The organism is Streptomyces sp. R35 (assembly GCF_041053035.1).
GTDB classification, from domain to species: Bacteria; Actinomycetota; Actinomycetes; order Streptomycetales; family Streptomycetaceae; genus Streptomyces; species Streptomyces lutosisoli.
Genome location: NZ_CP163440.1, coordinates 7,554,612 through 7,570,710 on the forward strand (window position 1 = coordinate 7,554,612; position 16,099 = coordinate 7,570,710).

Annotated in this window: 13 protein-coding genes; 8 read left to right on the forward strand and 5 right to left on the reverse strand. The window is 69.3% G+C overall.

From position 1 onward, the window contains the following. Nucleotides 1-268 precede the first annotated feature (268 nt). Nucleotides 269-1,252, reverse strand: coding sequence for a DUF5937 family protein (locus AB5J50_RS34345; RefSeq protein WP_369262257.1), 984 nt, complete (start codon nt 1,250-1,252; stop codon nt 269-271). Nucleotides 1,253-1,371: 119 nt separating this feature from the next. Between AB5J50_RS34345 and AB5J50_RS34350 the strand changes: the two genes are divergently transcribed. The 4 genes from AB5J50_RS34350 (at nt 1,372) to AB5J50_RS34365 (ending at nt 5,374) form a co-directional block, all read left to right on the forward strand. Then, on the forward strand, nt 1,372-2,649 hold the full coding sequence (locus AB5J50_RS34350) for an MFS transporter (protein ID WP_369262259.1): 1,278 nt from the start codon (nt 1,372-1,374) through the stop codon (nt 2,647-2,649). 10 nt (nt 2,650-2,659) lie between these two features. Then, complete coding sequence (locus tag AB5J50_RS34355; RefSeq protein ID WP_327431806.1) at nt 2,660-3,169, forward strand: MarR family transcriptional regulator; 510 nt, start codon at nt 2,660-2,662, stop codon at nt 3,167-3,169. Nucleotides 3,170-3,260: 91 nt separating this feature from the next. Then, nucleotides 3,261-3,599, forward strand: a complete 339-nt coding sequence (locus AB5J50_RS34360) for a DUF3817 domain-containing protein (RefSeq protein WP_369262262.1) — start codon at nt 3,261-3,263, stop codon at nt 3,597-3,599. A gap of 74 nt (nt 3,600-3,673) precedes the next feature. Further along, nucleotides 3,674-5,374 (forward strand): methylmalonyl-CoA mutase, encoded by a 1,701-nt coding sequence (locus AB5J50_RS34365; RefSeq protein ID WP_369262264.1) that lies wholly within the window; start codon nt 3,674-3,676, stop codon nt 5,372-5,374. Between the two features lie 219 nt (nt 5,375-5,593). Here AB5J50_RS34365 and AB5J50_RS34370 read toward each other — a convergent pair whose 3' ends face one another. After that, complete coding sequence (locus tag AB5J50_RS34370; protein WP_369262266.1) at nt 5,594-6,220, reverse strand: TetR/AcrR family transcriptional regulator; 627 nt, start codon at nt 6,218-6,220, stop codon at nt 5,594-5,596. Between the two features lie 333 nt (nt 6,221-6,553). Here AB5J50_RS34370 and AB5J50_RS34375 point away from each other — a divergent pair, with 333 nt between their 5' ends. From AB5J50_RS34375 to AB5J50_RS34390, 4 genes are all read left to right on the forward strand, one after another. Next, on the forward strand, nt 6,554-7,531 hold the full coding sequence (locus AB5J50_RS34375; RefSeq protein ID WP_369262268.1) for a tetratricopeptide repeat protein: 978 nt from the start codon (nt 6,554-6,556) through the stop codon (nt 7,529-7,531). Nucleotides 7,532-8,152: 621 nt separating this feature from the next. Beyond that, nucleotides 8,153-8,785 (forward strand): DUF6230 family protein, encoded by a 633-nt coding sequence (locus AB5J50_RS34380; protein WP_369262270.1) that lies wholly within the window; start codon nt 8,153-8,155, stop codon nt 8,783-8,785. Nucleotides 8,786-8,905: 120 nt separating this feature from the next. After that, on the forward strand, nt 8,906-9,541 hold the full coding sequence (locus AB5J50_RS34385; protein ID WP_369262272.1) for a DUF6114 domain-containing protein: 636 nt from the start codon (nt 8,906-8,908) through the stop codon (nt 9,539-9,541). After that, complete coding sequence (locus tag AB5J50_RS34390) at nt 9,531-10,841, forward strand: hypothetical protein (RefSeq protein ID WP_369262274.1); 1,311 nt, start codon at nt 9,531-9,533, stop codon at nt 10,839-10,841. The genes AB5J50_RS34385 and AB5J50_RS34390 overlap by 11 nt, the downstream gene beginning before the upstream one ends. A gap of 124 nt (nt 10,842-10,965) precedes the next feature. Here the strand turns inward: AB5J50_RS34390 and pyk are convergent, their stop codons facing one another. The 3 genes from pyk to pta form a co-directional block, all read right to left on the reverse strand. Continuing rightward, on the reverse strand, nt 10,966-12,396 hold the full coding sequence (gene pyk / locus AB5J50_RS34395) for a pyruvate kinase (protein WP_369262276.1): 1,431 nt from the start codon (nt 12,394-12,396) through the stop codon (nt 10,966-10,968). 95 nt (nt 12,397-12,491) lie between these two features. Beyond that, nucleotides 12,492-13,757: an acetate kinase gene (locus AB5J50_RS34400; protein WP_369262278.1), complete on the reverse strand. Its 1,266-nt coding sequence runs from the start codon at nt 13,755-13,757 to the stop codon at nt 12,492-12,494. Then, on the reverse strand, nt 13,754-15,844 hold the full coding sequence (gene pta / locus AB5J50_RS34405) for a phosphate acetyltransferase (RefSeq protein ID WP_369262280.1): 2,091 nt from the start codon (nt 15,842-15,844) through the stop codon (nt 13,754-13,756). The genes AB5J50_RS34400 and pta overlap by 4 nt, the downstream gene beginning before the upstream one ends. Nucleotides 15,845-16,099 lie beyond the last annotated feature (255 nt).

Sequence of the window (16,099 nt, forward strand, 5' to 3'; positions counted from 1 at the left end):
GGTTCTTCGCCCCCGCCGCCCCTACCCGTCCCATCCCTGGGGGCTGCGCCCCCAGACGCCCCTAAAAGATTGCGCAGTTCCCCGCGCCCCTAAAAAGCACTCGGGGCTGGCCGGGGGATCGCGGGGCGCAGCCCCGCGCCTTCAGGGGCGCGGGGAACTGCGCGACCAGCCCCCACTCACCCGCAGCCAAGGAACCCACCCCCGGGGTCGAAGGGGCGGAGCCCCTGGGGGATGGGACGGGTAGGGGCGGCGGGGGCGAAGAACGTCGTCAGGCGTCCCCCGACGCCAGTGCTATCCCCAGTGGTGTGCGCTCGTACAGGACCTGGTGTCCGTAGCGGCGTGAGATGAGCAGGCCCGTGTCACGCAGGGCCGTGAGGTGGGCCGAGACCGAGGACGGTGCGAGACCGAGACGGTGCGCGAGGGCTGTCGTGGTGGCGGGTTCGTCCAGGGCTGTGAGGACGGTGGCCCGGCCGCGGCCGAGGAGTCGTACGAGGGCGTCGGACGTGTGGTGCGAAGGCTCGGCCCAGAGGCCGCCGATGCCACGGGCCGGATAGGCGAGGGTCGGCTGCCAGGGCGGATCGAAGGAGCTGACCACGTCCGGCCAGATGAAGACGCTCGGCATCAGGACCAGGCCCTGCCCCGCGAGCTCCCGTTCGTGCCGGCCCTTCCACTCGATGGTCAGCGTGTGGGACTGCCATCCGAACCGCCGGTCGATCTCCGGCAGCAGTCCGCCCAGACCGACCTCCGCGAGCCGCCGGGAGTGGAAGGCGACATCCGCCTCCAGCAGGGCACGCAGCCGCGGCCAGTCCGGTTCGAGGAGCGTGTGCCAGGCGGTCTCCATCAGGTCGGCCAGCCCTTGGACCATGCGTATCGGGTCCTTCAGCAGGGCCCGGCCCCGGGACGATTCGAGGGCGCCCGGGGTGTCCGCGAGCGACCTCGCGGTTTCCTCGCGGGCCGCCTCCGGGTCGGCCGCGCGGACCGCGGCGATCTCCTCCTCGAAGGTGGCCGCCGGACCGATCGGGGGCGGGCCGAGCCAGTCGGGGGAGTAGCCGGTCTGCGGCATCAGGAGCCACAGGGGCGCGAGGTCGAGTCCGGCGGCCGCCGTGCGGATACGGCGCAGCCAGTGCGCCTGGTAGCCGTGCCGCGCGGGGCGGTTGAGCGTGCGTACCGCCTCCTGCGTCTCCCACAGGGGCGACACCGCGAAGCGGCAGTTGAGGAGGTCGTCCTCCCCGAAGTGCAGAAGCGACGGCACACCCACCCCCTGGAATGACCGACGACGCCCGACGACGCCCGTAGACGCTCGGAGAGCAAAGATTCGGCTGTCGCCGAAACTCTACGGGGGCGGGCGAGCGCGCGTGCACCCTGCTGCACATGCCACAAGCCCCCGAAACCACCGGTTACCGCCCCCTCTTCGCCGTACGCGAGTTCCGTGCCGTCTTCGTCGCGCACGCGTTCTCGGTCCTCGGGCTCGTGGTCAGTGAGATCGCCCTGTCCGTCCTCGTCTACGACCTGACGGGCTCTCCGCTGATGAGCGCCCTGACGTTCGCGCTCGGCTTCCTTCCCTATCTCATCGGAGGGACCCTCCTCGCCGGCCTGGTGGACCGCTTCCCGGTCCGTCGGGTCCTGGTGGTGTGCGACCTGGTGTGCGCGGGGTGCGTGGGCGTGATGGTGGTGCCGGGCGCGCACATCGCGGTGCTGCTGTCCATGCGCTGCGCGCTCGCCATGGTCGCCCCGTTGTTCCAGGGGGCGCGGACGGCGACGCTCACCGATGTCCTCGGCGACGGAGAGCTGTTCGTGCTGGGCCGCTCCCTGCTGCGGATCGTCGCGCAGGGCGCGCTGCTCGCCGGGTTCGGGCTCGGCGGTGTGCTGCTCGGAGTCGTACCGCCGCGTGGTGCGCTGTTCATCACCGTGTGCACCTTCCTGGCCTCCGCCGCGCTGCTGCGGTTCGGTACCCGGCGGCGGCCCGCGCGGGCCCATCGAGGCCAGGCGCTGGTGCGGGACTCGCTCCGCGGCACCCGGCGGATCCTCGCCGACCGGCGCGTGCGCGTGCTGCTCCTGCTGTTCTGGGTGCCGCCGATGTTCGCCGTCGCGCCGGAGGCCCTGGCCGCGCCGTACGCCGATGGGCTCGGCACCGGATCGGCCGGGCTCGGCCTGCTGATGTGCGCGCTGCCGGTCGGCGCGATCGCGGGTGAGCTGTACGCGGGGTCGAGGCTGCGGCCCGCGACCCGTACCCGGCTCGCCCTGCCGCTCGTCTGCGTCACGTTGCTGCCGTACGCCGGGTACGCGCTGCGGCCCGGGCTCGCCGGGTCGCTGGTACTGCTGCTGCTCGCGGGCGCCGGATCGGCGTACTCGCTCGGGCTGGACCAGTGGTTCGTGGCGGCGGTGCCCGAGGAGGTGCGCGGGCGGGCCATGACCTTGAACACCGCCGGGCTGATGACCGTGCAGGGGGCGGGAATGGCGCTGTCGGGGGCCGTGGCGGAGTTCGCCGGGGTGCGGGCGACGGTCGCGGGCGCGGGGGTGCTCGGCACCGTCTGCTGTCTGCTCCTGGCGGTGGAGGCGCGGCGTACGGAAGGGGCCGGAGCCCCGGCCCCGCAGGGGTCGGCGACCGAAACGCGAGACGGGGCTGACCACGATGTGACCGGCCGGTAAGGTCTTTGGCGTGCCGAAGCCGCTCAGTCTTGCCTTCGATCCCATCGCCCGCGCCGACGAACACTGGAAGCAGCGCTGGGGATCCGTGCCGTCCATGGCCGCGATCACCTCGATCATGCGCGCGCACCAGATCCTGCTCGCCGAGGTGGACGCGGTCGTCAAGCCGTACGGACTGACCTTCGCGCGGTACGAGGCACTGGTGCTGCTCACCTTCTCCAAGGCGGGCGAGCTGCCGATGTCCAAGATCGGGGAGCGGCTCATGGTGCACCCGACGTCCGTCACGAACACCGTGGACCGGCTGGTGACGTCCGGGCTCGTCGACAAGCGGCCCAACCCCAACGACGGGCGCGGCACGCTCGCCTCCATCACCGAGAAGGGCCGCGAGGTCTGCGACGCGGCCACCCGTGACCTGATGGCGATGGACTTCGGGCTCGGTGCGTACGACGCCGAGGAGTGCGCTGAGATCTTCGCGATGCTGCGGCCGCTGCGGGTCGCAGCGCGGGACTTCGAGGACGAGTAGAGCCCCCACTTCCAGGGCGGGCGGAGTCTCGCTTCGAGGGCGAGTGGGGGCGGCCGAAGATCGTGCAAAAGGGGCCGTTACGCTCGTACGCATGAAGAAGAGCGTGCTGACCCGCTACCGCGTGATGGCCTACGTCACCGGTGTGCTGCTGGTCCTGCTGACCCTCGGCGTGATCGCCAAGTACCTGCTCGACATGGACGGTGCCGTGGACTTCACCCGCGTCGTCGCCATCGCGCACGGCTGGCTGTACGTCGTGTACCTGATCTTCGCCTTCGACCTGGGTTCCAAGGCGAAGTGGCCGGTCGGCAAGCAGCTGTGGGTGCTGCTGGCCGGGACGATCCCCACGGCCGCCTTCTTCGTGGAGCGCAAGATCTCCCGCGAGCTGGAGTCCAGGGTCACGGACGGCTCTCCCGCGGTCGCGAAGGCGTAACACTCACCGCCGTACGGCAACGTACGGCGGTTTGCCATCGACATTTACTAGGACGTCCTAGTAAATTCGGGGGTATGGACGCTGACGCCATCGAGGAGGGCCGCCGACGCTGGCAGGCCCGCTATGACGCTTCGCGCAAGCGCGAGGCCGACTTCACCACGCTCTCCGGTGACCCCGTGGAGCCCGTGTACGGGCCGCGGCCCGGGGACGAGTACGAGGGCTTCGAGCGGATCGGCTGGCCGGGCGAGTACCCCTTCACCCGCGGCCTCTATCCGACCGGCTACCGAGGGCGTACGTGGACCATCCGGCAGTTCGCCGGGTTCGGTAACGCCGAGCAGACCAACGAGCGCTACAAGATGATCCTCGCCAACGGCGGCGGTGGCCTCTCCGTGGCCTTCGACATGCCCACGCTCATGGGGCGCGACTCCGACGACCCGCGCTCGCTCGGCGAGGTCGGGCACTGCGGGGTCGCGATCGACTCGGCGGCCGACATGGAGGTCCTGTTCAAGGACATCCCGCTGGGCGACGTCACGACCTCGATGACCATCAGTGGTCCGGCCGTTCCCGTCTTCTGCATGTACCTGGTCGCGGCCGAGCGGCAGGGCGTCGACCCCGCCGTGCTGAACGGCACGCTCCAGACCGACATTTTCAAGGAGTACATCGCGCAGAAGGAGTGGCTCTTCCAGCCCGAGCCGCACCTTCGCCTCATCGGTGACCTGATGGAGCACTGCGCCGAGAAGATCCCCGCGTACAAGCCGCTGTCCGTCTCCGGGTACCACATCCGGGAGGCGGGCTCCACGGCCGCGCAGGAGCTGGCGTACACGCTGGCGGACGGTTTCGGGTACGTGGAGCTCGGGCTGTCGCGCGGACTCGACGTGGACGTCTTCGCGCCCGGTCTCTCCTTCTTCTTCGACGCGCACCTCGACTTCTTCGAGGAGATCGCCAAGTTCCGGGCGGCGCGGCGGATCTGGGCCCGCTGGATGCGGGACGTGTACGGCGCCCGGTCCGAGAAGGCGCAGTGGCTCCGCTTCCACACGCAGACGGCCGGTGTCTCACTGACCGCCCAGCAGCCCTACAACAACGTCGTCCGTACGGCGGTGGAGGCGCTCGCGGCGGTGCTGGGCGGCACGAACTCCCTCCACACCAACGCGCTGGACGAGACGCTCGCGCTGCCGTCCGAGCAGGCCGCGGAGATCGCCCTGCGTACGCAGCAGGTGCTGATGGAGGAGACCGGCGTCGCCAACGTGGCCGACCCGCTGGGTGGTTCCTGGTACGTGGAGCAGCTCACCGACCGGATCGAGGCCGACGCGGAGAAGATCTTCGAGCAGATCAAGGAGCGGGGGCTGCGGGCGCATCCCGACGGGCGGCACCCGATCGGGCCGGTCACTTCCGGGATTCTTCGGGGGATCGAGGACGGGTGGTTCACCGGGGAGATCGCGGAGTCGGCGTTCCAGTACCAGCGGGCGCTCGAGAAGGGCGACAAGCGGGTGGTGGGTGTCAATGTCCACCATGGGTCCGTGACCGGGGATCTGGAGATTCTTCGGGTCAGTCATGAGGTGGAGCGGGAGCAGGTGCGGGTGCTGGGGGGTCGTAAGGCGGGGCGGGACGAGAGGGCTGTGCGGGGGGCTCTCGAGGCGATGCTCGCTGCCGCGCGGGACGGGTCGAACATGATTGGGCCCATGCTGGACGCGGTGCGGGCCGAGGCGACGCTGGGTGAGATCTGTGACGTCCTGCGGGACGAGTGGGGCATCTACACGGAGCCGGCGGGCTTCTGAGCGCCTTTCCTCGCCCCCGCCGCCCCTACTCGTCCCATCCCGCTCCTGGGGCTCCGCCCCAGACCCCGTAGGCGTGTTCTTCGGCTGCGGGTGGGTGGGGGCTGGTCCAAAAGATTGCGCAGTTCCCCGCGCCCCTAAAAGGGACGCGGGGAACTGCGCAGTCTTTTAGGGGGTCTGGGGGCGCAGCCCCCAGGGATGGGACGGGGCGAAGGAACGCGGTCAGGCGTGGCTTGTTGTGCCTGTCAGGCCCAGGAGTAGTACTCGGGTGAGGCTGCGGACCCACTCCTCGTCCGCCGGCTCCGCGCTGACGAGGGTGCGATGAACCACGGCACCGGCGACCATGTCGAAGATGAGGTCGGCGGTGCGGGCGGCGGCGGCCGGGTCGGACTCCGAGGGGAGTTCGCCGCGGGCGGTGGCGCGGGCGCGGCCCTCCACAACGAGGCGTTTCTGGCGGTCGACGATCGACGTACGGATGCGTTCGCGGAGAGGTTCGTCGCGGGTGGACTCCGCCACCACCGCCATCAGCGCCGTCTTCGCCTCCGGACGGCCCAGAATCGCCGCGAACTGCAGCACCACGCCCTCGATGTCGGCGGCCAGACTGCCCCGGTCGGGAAGCTCCAGCTCGTCGAAGAGCACGGCCACCGCGTCGACCACGAGTTCGTTCTTGCCCGCCCAGCGGCGGTAGAGGGTCGTCTTGGCGACCCCGGCGCGGGTCGCCACGTCTCCCAACGTCAGCTTGGACCAGCCCAGTTCGACCAGTGCCGCGCGCGTCGCCTCCAGGATCGCGGCGTCCGCGGCGGCACTGCGCGGGCGCCCCGTACGGGGGGCGGAAGTGCGGCTCTGCATGTCAGTGACCATATCCGGCGACGGCGGGGGTCATGGGGAGGCTGTGGGGAGGCCGTTCAGAGGTCATTCGGCGGGCATTGCGTGACGATGACCGGCGGTTCTGTGAAGCCGTGAGGGAGATCACCGGGGAAGGGGCGTCAGCGGTGCCCGGAGACAGTTACGCTACGGGTCGTAGCGAAAGCTGGCGCACAGGAATGTGCGCGAGCGACAGCCGCAGCGACAACCACTGGCGCCGGGTGGGGACCCGGCGCCCAGCGAGACCGATCAAGACGTAACAGGCCTGGCTTTCACCACGCTTTTCACACGTGCGCGCGGAAGGGGGAGGATGTACTCATGCAGCCACGGAACATGTCCATGAGCGGAGTCGTCGACCTCGCCGCGGTGAAGGCGGCCCAGGAGGCCAAGGCGAAGGCGGAGCAGGCGCGCGCCGAAGCGGCCAGGCAGGGCGGCGGAGGCGGGGCCGTATCCCCCGCCAGCCTCGTCATCGACGTCGACGAGGCGGGTTTCGAGCACGAGGTCCTGCAGCGCTCCACCGAGGTCCCGGTCGTCATCGACTTCTGGGCCGAGTGGTGTGAGCCCTGCAAGCAGCTGAGCCCGGTGCTCGAACGGCTGGCCGTCGAGTACAACGGACGCTTCGTCCTCGCCAAGATCGACGTCGACGCCAACCAGATGCTGATGCAGCAGTTCGGGGTCCAGGGGATTCCGGCGGTGTTCGCCGTCGTCGCCGGACAGGCGCTGCCGCTCTTCCAGGGAGCGGCCGGCGAGGCCCAGATCCGGGGGACCCTCGACCAGCTCGTGCAGGTCGCCGAACAGCGCTTCGGCCTCACCGGCCTGACTGTCGACGCCGATGCCGAGCCCGGCAGCGCCCCGGAGGCGCCCGAGATGCCGGCGGGACCGTACGACGCGCTCCTCGAAGCCGCCGTGCAGGCCCTGGACGCGGGTGACTTGGGCGGTGCCGTCCAGGCGTACAAGAACGTACTGAGCGACGACCCGGGCAATACGGAGGCCAAACTGGGCCTCGCCCAGGCCGAGTTGCTCCAGCGTGTGCAGAGCGCCGATCCGCAGCAGGTGCGCAAGGACGCCGCCGAGAAGCCCGGTGACGTACAGGCGCAGATCGCCGCGGCCGACCTGGACCTCGTGGGCGGGCATGTCGAAGACGCGTTCGGACGGCTCATCGACGCGGTGGGGCGTACGGCGGGCGACGACCGTGATGCCGTACGGCTGCGGCTGCTCGAACTGTTCGAGGTGGTCGGGGCCGATGATCCGCGGGTGACCGCGGCGCGCCGGGCGCTGGCCAGGGCGCTGTTCTGACCTGTTCTTAAACGTCGGGGCTTGTGATGCCCAGGTGAAAGATTGGCCGCCAGAGCGACATGTGGCCGCGCTTTACCAAAACTTGGTAAACGCGGCCGCTGTTACTTGGAGTAAGTCCGGGGCATTGATCTGTCGGATTCCATCCAGAGATCAACCGTTTTACCCCCCGGGGTCATGCCACCCTGCGTCGCCGACCGATACCGGCGGGTCGTTGTTCGGTTATCCCCCCGTTACTAGCGAGTAACGAACCCCCTTGTGCGGGCGGCGAGAATGCACCACGATCGGCGACGCTCGGTCCATTCCCCCTACTCCGACAGCCAATCGGGTCAAGGGGTTTTGTGGGTCCCCACCGAGTAGGGCCGGCGGTAGTGTCGTCGGCTCTTGGACAGGGGGGTCTTTGCCCATCGGCAGAGCCTGTCCAGCAGGTTGTGCGTGATGTGTGTCAGGCGCGACCAGTGGTTGTCGCTCGGGGGTGATCGCCAGTGAATCGGGTGCTGTTCGCACCTCCGAGGACGGGCGCTCTCCTTCCCGAGGACGTAGCACTTCTCCCATCCCTGCCCGGCTGAGCCGCCGACATGGGGCAGTCAGGGCCAGGAGATGTACGTCCGAGAAGGAGGAAATATGGAGTCCCAGGTGCGTGGCGGGACCAGATGGAAGCGGTTCGCGGTCGTGATGGTGCCCAGCGTGGCCGCCACGGCAGCGATAGGTGTCGCCCTCGCGCAGGGCGCTCTGGCCGCGTCGTTCAGCGTTTCCGGTCAGTCGTTCAAGGTGACGGCGGACCGGCTCGACGGTACGGGCTTCGTCCAGTACGGAGCCATTGACTCGGGTTACAACCTCGACGGCAGCAAGACGGCTCACCCCGTCGCTGTCTCGGGTTTCAAGACCGCGTCGCTGACCAACATGTGCCAGTCGGTTGTCACCCCGAACATCCCGCTGCTCGGCTCTGTCAGCCTGACGCTGAAGGCGGGCGGCAACGGTACGCCGGTCGAGGCCGAGAACCTCTACGTCGATGTCGAGGACCTGGAGGCCAACGCGGTCTTCCACGGCATCGACATCGGTGTTGCGGCGGGCAGCGCGACCAAGGGTCCGGGCATCTCCAAGGGAGACACGGCCAACCCCTACGGCTTCGCCCAGCAGGCCGACTCGGCCACGCTGACCGATGTCAAGCAGACGGCGTGGGCGACCACCGCCGGCACGTTCAAGCTCAGCGGCCTGAAGATGTCAGTGTCCAAGGGCGTCAAGGAGTGCTACTAGGCACTCCAGGGGCGGGCGGGGGAGCCTAGGCTGCCTCGCCCGCCCCGCTCCTTCCCGCCGTACGCGTCCTTCTCCTACGCGTACTTCTCACAGCAAAGCCGTTCCAGGGAGCTGTTTTCCATGAGCGCCGAGACTCCTGCCGCGCCCGGCCAGAACGAGCACTACCTCACCGTGTTCCGGCGGAACTTCCGTACCTGGAGGGGCAGCCGTCCGTTCTGGGCCGGCCTGTTCATCCTGCTCGGCGGTTTCCCCATTGCCTACTTTCCGTACGCGCACCTCCAGGTCGGCCATCTGACGCTGGCCATGGCCACCACCGCCGGCGCGGGCTCCCTGATCATCGGCGTGCTGCTGGGCGTGCTGGGCATCAGTCTCTGGTTCCAGAAGCACGTACGGACCTTCGCGGGTGTGGCGGCGATCCTCCTCGCGCTGGTGTCCATTCCGGTGTCCAACCTCGGTGGCTTCCTGATGGGCTTCCTGCTCGCCATGATCGGCGGCGCGATGGCGGTCTCCTGGATGCCGGGCGAGCCCGACACGGATCCGTCCGGGTCGGGATACAAGACCGCGGGCGACAGCTCGAAGTCGCTGGACGCCCCGAACGCCCTGAACACCCCGAACACTCCGGACATCGCGAACACCCCGGACAGCCCGGCCCCCGAGGCCGCCCAGCCCGAGGCCGTGAACGGCGTGGACGAGCCGAACGACCTGTCAGGAACGAGCCCGGCGAACGGGGCGAACGGGAGGCACAGTGCCGGCTGACGAGGCGATCCATGGGACTGATGTGGACGAGTCCCGTGTGAGAACCGGGCCGCGCCACGCGGCCCCGAGGAAGCCGCTGTTCACCAGGTTCCACATGCCGGCCGGCAAGGCGATCGCACTGGCCGCGATGCCCACCGCGGTCCTCATGGGGATGGGGCTCACCCCGACCCTCGCCAACGCCGAGGACCACCCCACGTCCAAGAGTCTGACGGCCGACGAGTACCAGGCGTGCGTCGAGGCCGTGGACGGCACGGACGCGTCGAACTCGGCGTCGCCCTCCGCCTCCGCCTCTGTTTCCGACTCCGCCTCGCCGAGCGCGAGCGAGTCCGCCGACAAGGCCACGCCGACACCCTCGGCGTCCTCGGGCACGTCCTCTTCGTCGGATTCAGGTTCCGACGACACGGCCGAGCCCACACCGTCGGCGTCCTCGTCCTCCGCGAGCACGTCGAGCAAGTCGTCGGACAGCGGTACGTCCACGGCGACCCCCTCGGCGTCCGAGAGCAGCAGCAACGTGCTGGACACCATCGGCGACACGATCACCGGCATCCTCACGGGCGGCGACGACTCCTCGACGAGCTCCAGCCCCACGCCGTCCGCCACGGCGAGCGCGAGTGCGAGTGCGAGTGCGAGCGAGGACACGTCCTCCAGCGCCTCCGACACCGTCAAGGACACGACCGACAAGGTCACCGAGACGGTCAACGACACCGTGAAGGACACCACCGACACGGCGTCCAAGGCGGCCTCGGACACCACGGACACGGTGACGAAGGCGGCCGACGCGGCCACCGCGTCCCCGAGCCCCTCCGCGAGCTCCACGACGGACGCGTCGGACTGCCCGGTCGCGACCGACGACGAGGGCGGCGTCGACAACCCGGTGACCCTGCCCGACGACCCCTGGTACCTGAACGCCAGCTCGCTGCTGCTCAAGGGCGCCGACTACCAGGGCATCGTGAAGGTGAAGACGGCCAACGGATCGACCAAGAAGGTCCTGAAGTACGTCATCTCCGGCGGCACCGACATCGGCGATCTGCACCAGACGGTGAACGACAAGCAGTCCGGCAAGACCTACCACGTGCAGGCGGCCAGCGGCTCGACGTCCACCATCCGCGACGGCGACACGATCATGTACACGGAGAGCATCTCCGGCAACCTGTTCGGTCTGATCCCGATCACGTTCAGCCCGGACAACCCGCCGCCGCTGAACATCCCGCTGATCTACTTCACCAAGGTGAAGGTCGTCCAGGCCGGTCAGTTCGGCGGCACGCTGACCATCCCCGGGCTGCACTCCTACCAGGACTGAGCGCCCCCCAGACCCGTCCGGGAGCCGCAAATACTCCCCCAGTGCCTTAAGGGCCTGGGGGGGACCCCCAGAGGGCGCCCCCTGTTTGCAGGGGGCGCCCTCAGTGGCGTACGGGGACCGGAGGTCAGGCGTGGTCGCCCTCGCCCAGGTGGTGCACCCGGACCATGTTGGTGGTGCCGGGGACGCCGGGGGGCGAACCGGCGGTCATCACGACGACGTCGCCGTCGTTGAACACCTTGAGCTTCTGCAGCTCGCGGTCGACCAGATCGACCATCTCGTCGGTGCTGTTCACGAACGGCACGACGTGGGACTCGACGCCCCAGCTGAGCGTCAGCTGGTTGCGGGTGCCCTCGTCCGTGGTGAAGGCCAGGATCGGCTGGAGCGCGCGGTAGCGGGACAGCCGGCGGGCGGTGTCACCGGACTTGGTGAAGGCCACCAGTCCCTTGCCGCCGAGGAAGTCGGCGATCTCGCAGGCGGCGCGGGCGACCGAACCGCCCTGCGTGCGCGGCTTCTTGCCGGGAACCAGCGGCTGCAGACCCTTGGAGAGGAGCTCCTCCTCGGCCGCGACGACGATCTTCGACATCGTCTTCACGGTCTCGATCGGGTACGCGCCCACGCTCGACTCGGCCGACAGCATGACCGCGTCGGCGCCGTCCAGGATCGCGTTGGCGACGTCGGAGGCCTCGGCGCGCGTCGGGCGGGAGTTGGTGATCATCGACTCCATCATCTGGGTCGCGACGATCACCGGCTTGGCGTTGCGGCGGCACAGCTCCACGAGGCGCTTCTGCACCATCGGGACCTTCTCCAGCGGGTACTCCACGGCCAGGTCGCCACGGGCCACCATCACCGCGTCGAACGCCGCGACGACGCCCTCCATGTGCTCGACCGCCTGCGGCTTCTCCACCTTGGCGATGACGGGGACCCGGCGGCCCTCCTCGTCCATCACCTTGTGGACGTCGTTCACGTCGTTGGCGTCGCGCACGAAGGACAGGGCGACCATGTCGCAGCCCATCTTCAGGGCGAAGCGCAGGTCCTCGACGTCCTTCTCCGACAGCGCCGGCACGTTCACGGCCGCGCCGGGCAGGTTGATGCCCTTGTGGTCGGAGATCACACCGCCCTCGATGACGACCGTCTTGACCTGCGTACCGTCGACCTCGACGACCTTCAGCTCGACGTTGCCGTCGTTGATGAGGATCGGGTCGCCCTTGGAGACATCGCCGGGCAGACCCTTGTAGGTCGTGCCGCAGATGTGCTTGTCACCGGGCACGTCCTCGACGGTGATGGTGAACTCGTCACCACGCTCCAGCTCGACGGGACCCTCGGCGAAGGTCTCCAGGCGGATCTTCGGGCCCTGGAGGTCGGCGAGCACACCGATGGCCTTGCCGGTCTCGGCCGAGGCGGCCCGGACGCGGTCGTACCGCCCCTGGTGCTCTTCGTGCGTGCCGTGGCTGAAGTTGAAGCGGGCCACATTCATGCCGGCTTCGATCAGCGCGACGAGCTTCTCGTGGGAGTCGACCGCGGGGCCGAGAGTACAGACGATTTTCGAACGGCGCATGGGGCGATCCTATCGGTTTGTTTCGCTACGGAATATTCCGTCTGGTGGAAGATACAAATGGGCGGGTAGGTGCTCAGGCGTTGCTCTCCGCGAACTCAGGCATTGCTCTCTCCGACCAGCGCATACGTCTGTGTGGCGATCTCCAGTTCCTCGTCCGTCGGCACCACGGCGACCGCGACCCGCGCGTCCCGCGGCGAGATGAGCCGCGGCTCGTCACCGCGTACGGCGTTCAGGTCGCTGTCGACCGCGAGACCCAGTTCCTCCAGGCCGGCGATCGCGGCCTCGCGCACCGGGGCGGCGTTCTCGCCCACTCCGGCGGTGAAGGCGATGGCGTCCACCCGGCCGAGGACCGCGTAGTAGGCGCCGATGTACTTCTTCAGGCGGTGGATGTAGATGTCGAAGGCGAGACGCGCCCGCTCGTCACCCTCGTCGACACGACGGCGGATCTCGCGCATGTCGTTGTCGCCGCACAGACCGATCAGGCCGCTCTTCTTGTTGAGCAAAGTGTCGATCTCGTCTGTGGACATCCCGCCAACACGCATCAAATGGAAGATGACCGCGGGATCCATGTCACCGGAGCGGGTCCCCATCACGAGCCCCTCCAGCGGTGTGAGCCCCATGGAGGTGTCCACGCACCGGCCGCCGCGCACGGCCGACGCCGAAGCCCCGTTGCCCAGGTGCAGCACGATGACGTTCACGTCCTGTGGCGCCTTGCCCAGGAGCTCCGCGGTCGCCCGGGACACATAGGCGTGCGAGGTGCCGTGGAAGCCGTACCGGCGGATGCGGTGCTCGTCGGCGGTCTTCACGTCGATCGCGTAGCGCGCCGCCGACTCCGGCATCGTCGTGTGGAAGGCCGTGTCGAAGACGGCGACCTGTGGGAGGTCGGGGCGCAGCGCCATGGCGGTACGGATGCCCGTGAGGTTCGCCGGGTTGTGCAGCGGCGCCACCGGGATCAGCCGCTCGATCTCGGCGAGCACGGAGTCGTCGATGACGGTCGGGTCGGTGAAGGTCTTCCCGCCGTGCACGACCCGGTGGCCGATCGCCGCCAGCTCGGGAGAGTCCAGACCGAGCCCGTCCTTGGCCAGCTCCGCGGCGACGGCCTTGAGGGCGGCCTCGTGGTCGGCGATGGGGGCGATCTGCTCGCGGGACTCCCCGCCGGTCAGCGGGGTGTGCTTCAGCCGGGAGGTCTCCTCGCCGATCCGCTCGACGAGTCCCGCGGCCAGCCGGCTGCCGTCACGCATGTCGAGCAGCTGGTACTTCACCGACGACGAGCCGGAGTTGAGGACGAGGACGCGGGTGGCAAGGGGGGCCGAGCGAACCTCGTCGGGTAGGGCGGTGGCGGGAGACGGATGGGCGGTCACAGCTGGAAAGCCTTCTGGTCGGAGGTCTGGGCCTGGATCGCCGTGATGGCGACGGTGTTGACGATGTCCTGGACGAGCGCGCCCCGGGACAGGTCGTTGACGGGCTTGCGCAGACCCTGAAGGACCGGACCGACCGCGATCGCGCCGGCCGAGCGCTGCACGGCCTTGTAGGTGTTGTTGCCGGTGTTGAGGTCCGGGAAGATCAGCACGGACGCCTGCCCGGCGACCTCCGAGTCCGGCAGCTTGGTCGCCGCGACCGACGGCTCGACGGCGGCGTCGTACTGGATCGGCCCCTCGATCCGCAGATCGCCGCGGCGCAGCCGCACCAGCTCGGTCGCCTCGCGCACCTTGTCGACATCGGCGCCGGAACCGGACGTACCCGTCGAGTACGACAGCATCGCGATCCGCGGTTCGACGCCGAACTGCTCGGCCGTGGTCGCCGACTGGATGGCGATGTCGCAGAGCTGCTCGGCGTTCGGGTCCGGGTTCACGGCGCAGTCGCCGTAGACGAGGACCTTGTCGGCGAGGCACATGAAGAAGACGGACGAGACGATCTTCGAGTCAGGCCGGGTCTTGATGATCTCGAAGGCGGGCCGGATGGTGGCGGCCGTGGAGTGCACCGAACCCGACACCATGCCGTCGGCGAGGCCCTCCTGCACCATCAGCGTGCCGAAGTAGTTCACGTCGGCGACGACGTCGTGCGCCAGCTCCACGGTGACGCCCTTGTGGGCGCGCAGCTTGGAATACTTCTCGGCGAAGGAATCCCGCAGCGGAGAGGTCTGCGGGTCGATGAGCTGGGTGGCGCCGAGGTCGATGCCCAGGTCGGCGGCCTTCTTGCGGATCTGGTCGACCGGGCCGAGCAGCGTCAGCTCGCAGACCCCCCGGCGCAGCAGCACCTCGGCGGCGTGCAGGACGCGCTCCTCGGTGCCCTCGGGGAGGACGACACGGCGCTTGTCGGAGCGGGCCTGCTCCAGGAGCTTGTGCTCGAACATCATCGGCGTGACCCGGTCGCTGCTCGGCGCGGACACCCGCTTCAGCAGGTCACTGGTGTCCACATACCGCTCGAACAGGCCGAGCGCCGTCTCCGCCTTGCGGGGCGTGGCCGCGTTCAGCTTCCCCTCCAGGCCGAAGAGCTCGGTCGCGGTCGGGAACGAGTTCCCGGCCACGGAGACGACGGGGGTGCCCGGCGCGAGCCGGGCCGCGAGGGTGAGGATCTCGTCGCTGGGCCGCTCGTTCAGGGTGAGCAGCACACCGGCGATCGGGGGAGTGCCGGCGCTGTGTGCGGCGAGCGAGCCGACGACGAGGTCGGCACGGTCGCCCGGGGTGACCACGAGACACCCGGGGGTCAGCGCGTTCAGGAAGTTCGGCAGCATCGCGCCACCGAAGACGAAGTCCAGCGCGTCACGGGCCAGCCCCGCGTCGTCGCCGAGGAGCACCTTGCCGCCGAGGGCCTGGGTGATCTGCGCGACGGTGGGCGCGGAGAGCGCGGGCTCGTCCGGGAGGACGTAACAGGGCACGGGAAGACGGCTGTCCAGCCGCTCGAGTATCCCCGCGCGGTCGTCGGCGGCCACCCGGTTCACGATCATGGCGAGAACGTCGCAGCCGAGACCGTCGTAGGCGCGGTAGGCGTTGCGCGTCTCGGCGCGTACCGACTCGGCGGTCTGGCCCCGGCCGCCGACGACCGGGATGACCGAGGCGCCGAACTCGTTCGCCAGCCGGGCGTTGAGCGCCAGCTCGTCGGGGAACTGGGTGTCGGCGTAGTCGGTGCCGAGGACGAGGACGACGTCGTAGTCCCGCGCGACCGCGTGGAAGCGGTTCACCAGCGAGGAGACCAGCTCGTCCGCGCCCTGCTCGGCCTGGAGCGCGGACGCCTCGTGGTAGTCCATGCCGTACACCGTCGACGGGTCCTGCGCCAGCCGGTAGCGGGAGCGCAGCAGCTCGAAGAGGCGGTCCGGGCCGTCGTGCACGAGCGGACGGAACACCCCCACCCGGTCGACCTGGCGGGTCAGGAGCTCCATGACCCCCAGCTCGACGACCTGGCGGCCGTCGCCGCGGTCGATCCCGGTCACATACACGCTGCGCGTCACGCGTGCTCCATCCGTTTCGTCTCGTCTTTGCCTGCGGCGGTCTGCTTGGCTGCGGCGGTCTGCTTCGCGTTCGTCTTCGTCGCGAGGTGGTGATTCGGGGCGCGAAAAATGGCCCGCTGACGTGAGCAGAACCCTCTTGACAATACCTCTGCGGGTAGCTAAGGCGCCCGCCAGGGAGAACGCCCTGGTGGAGTGGGTGGGAGCGGCGGTGCCCTCTGGGCCGTGAAACAATCGGATTGGCTCACCGGTACCAAC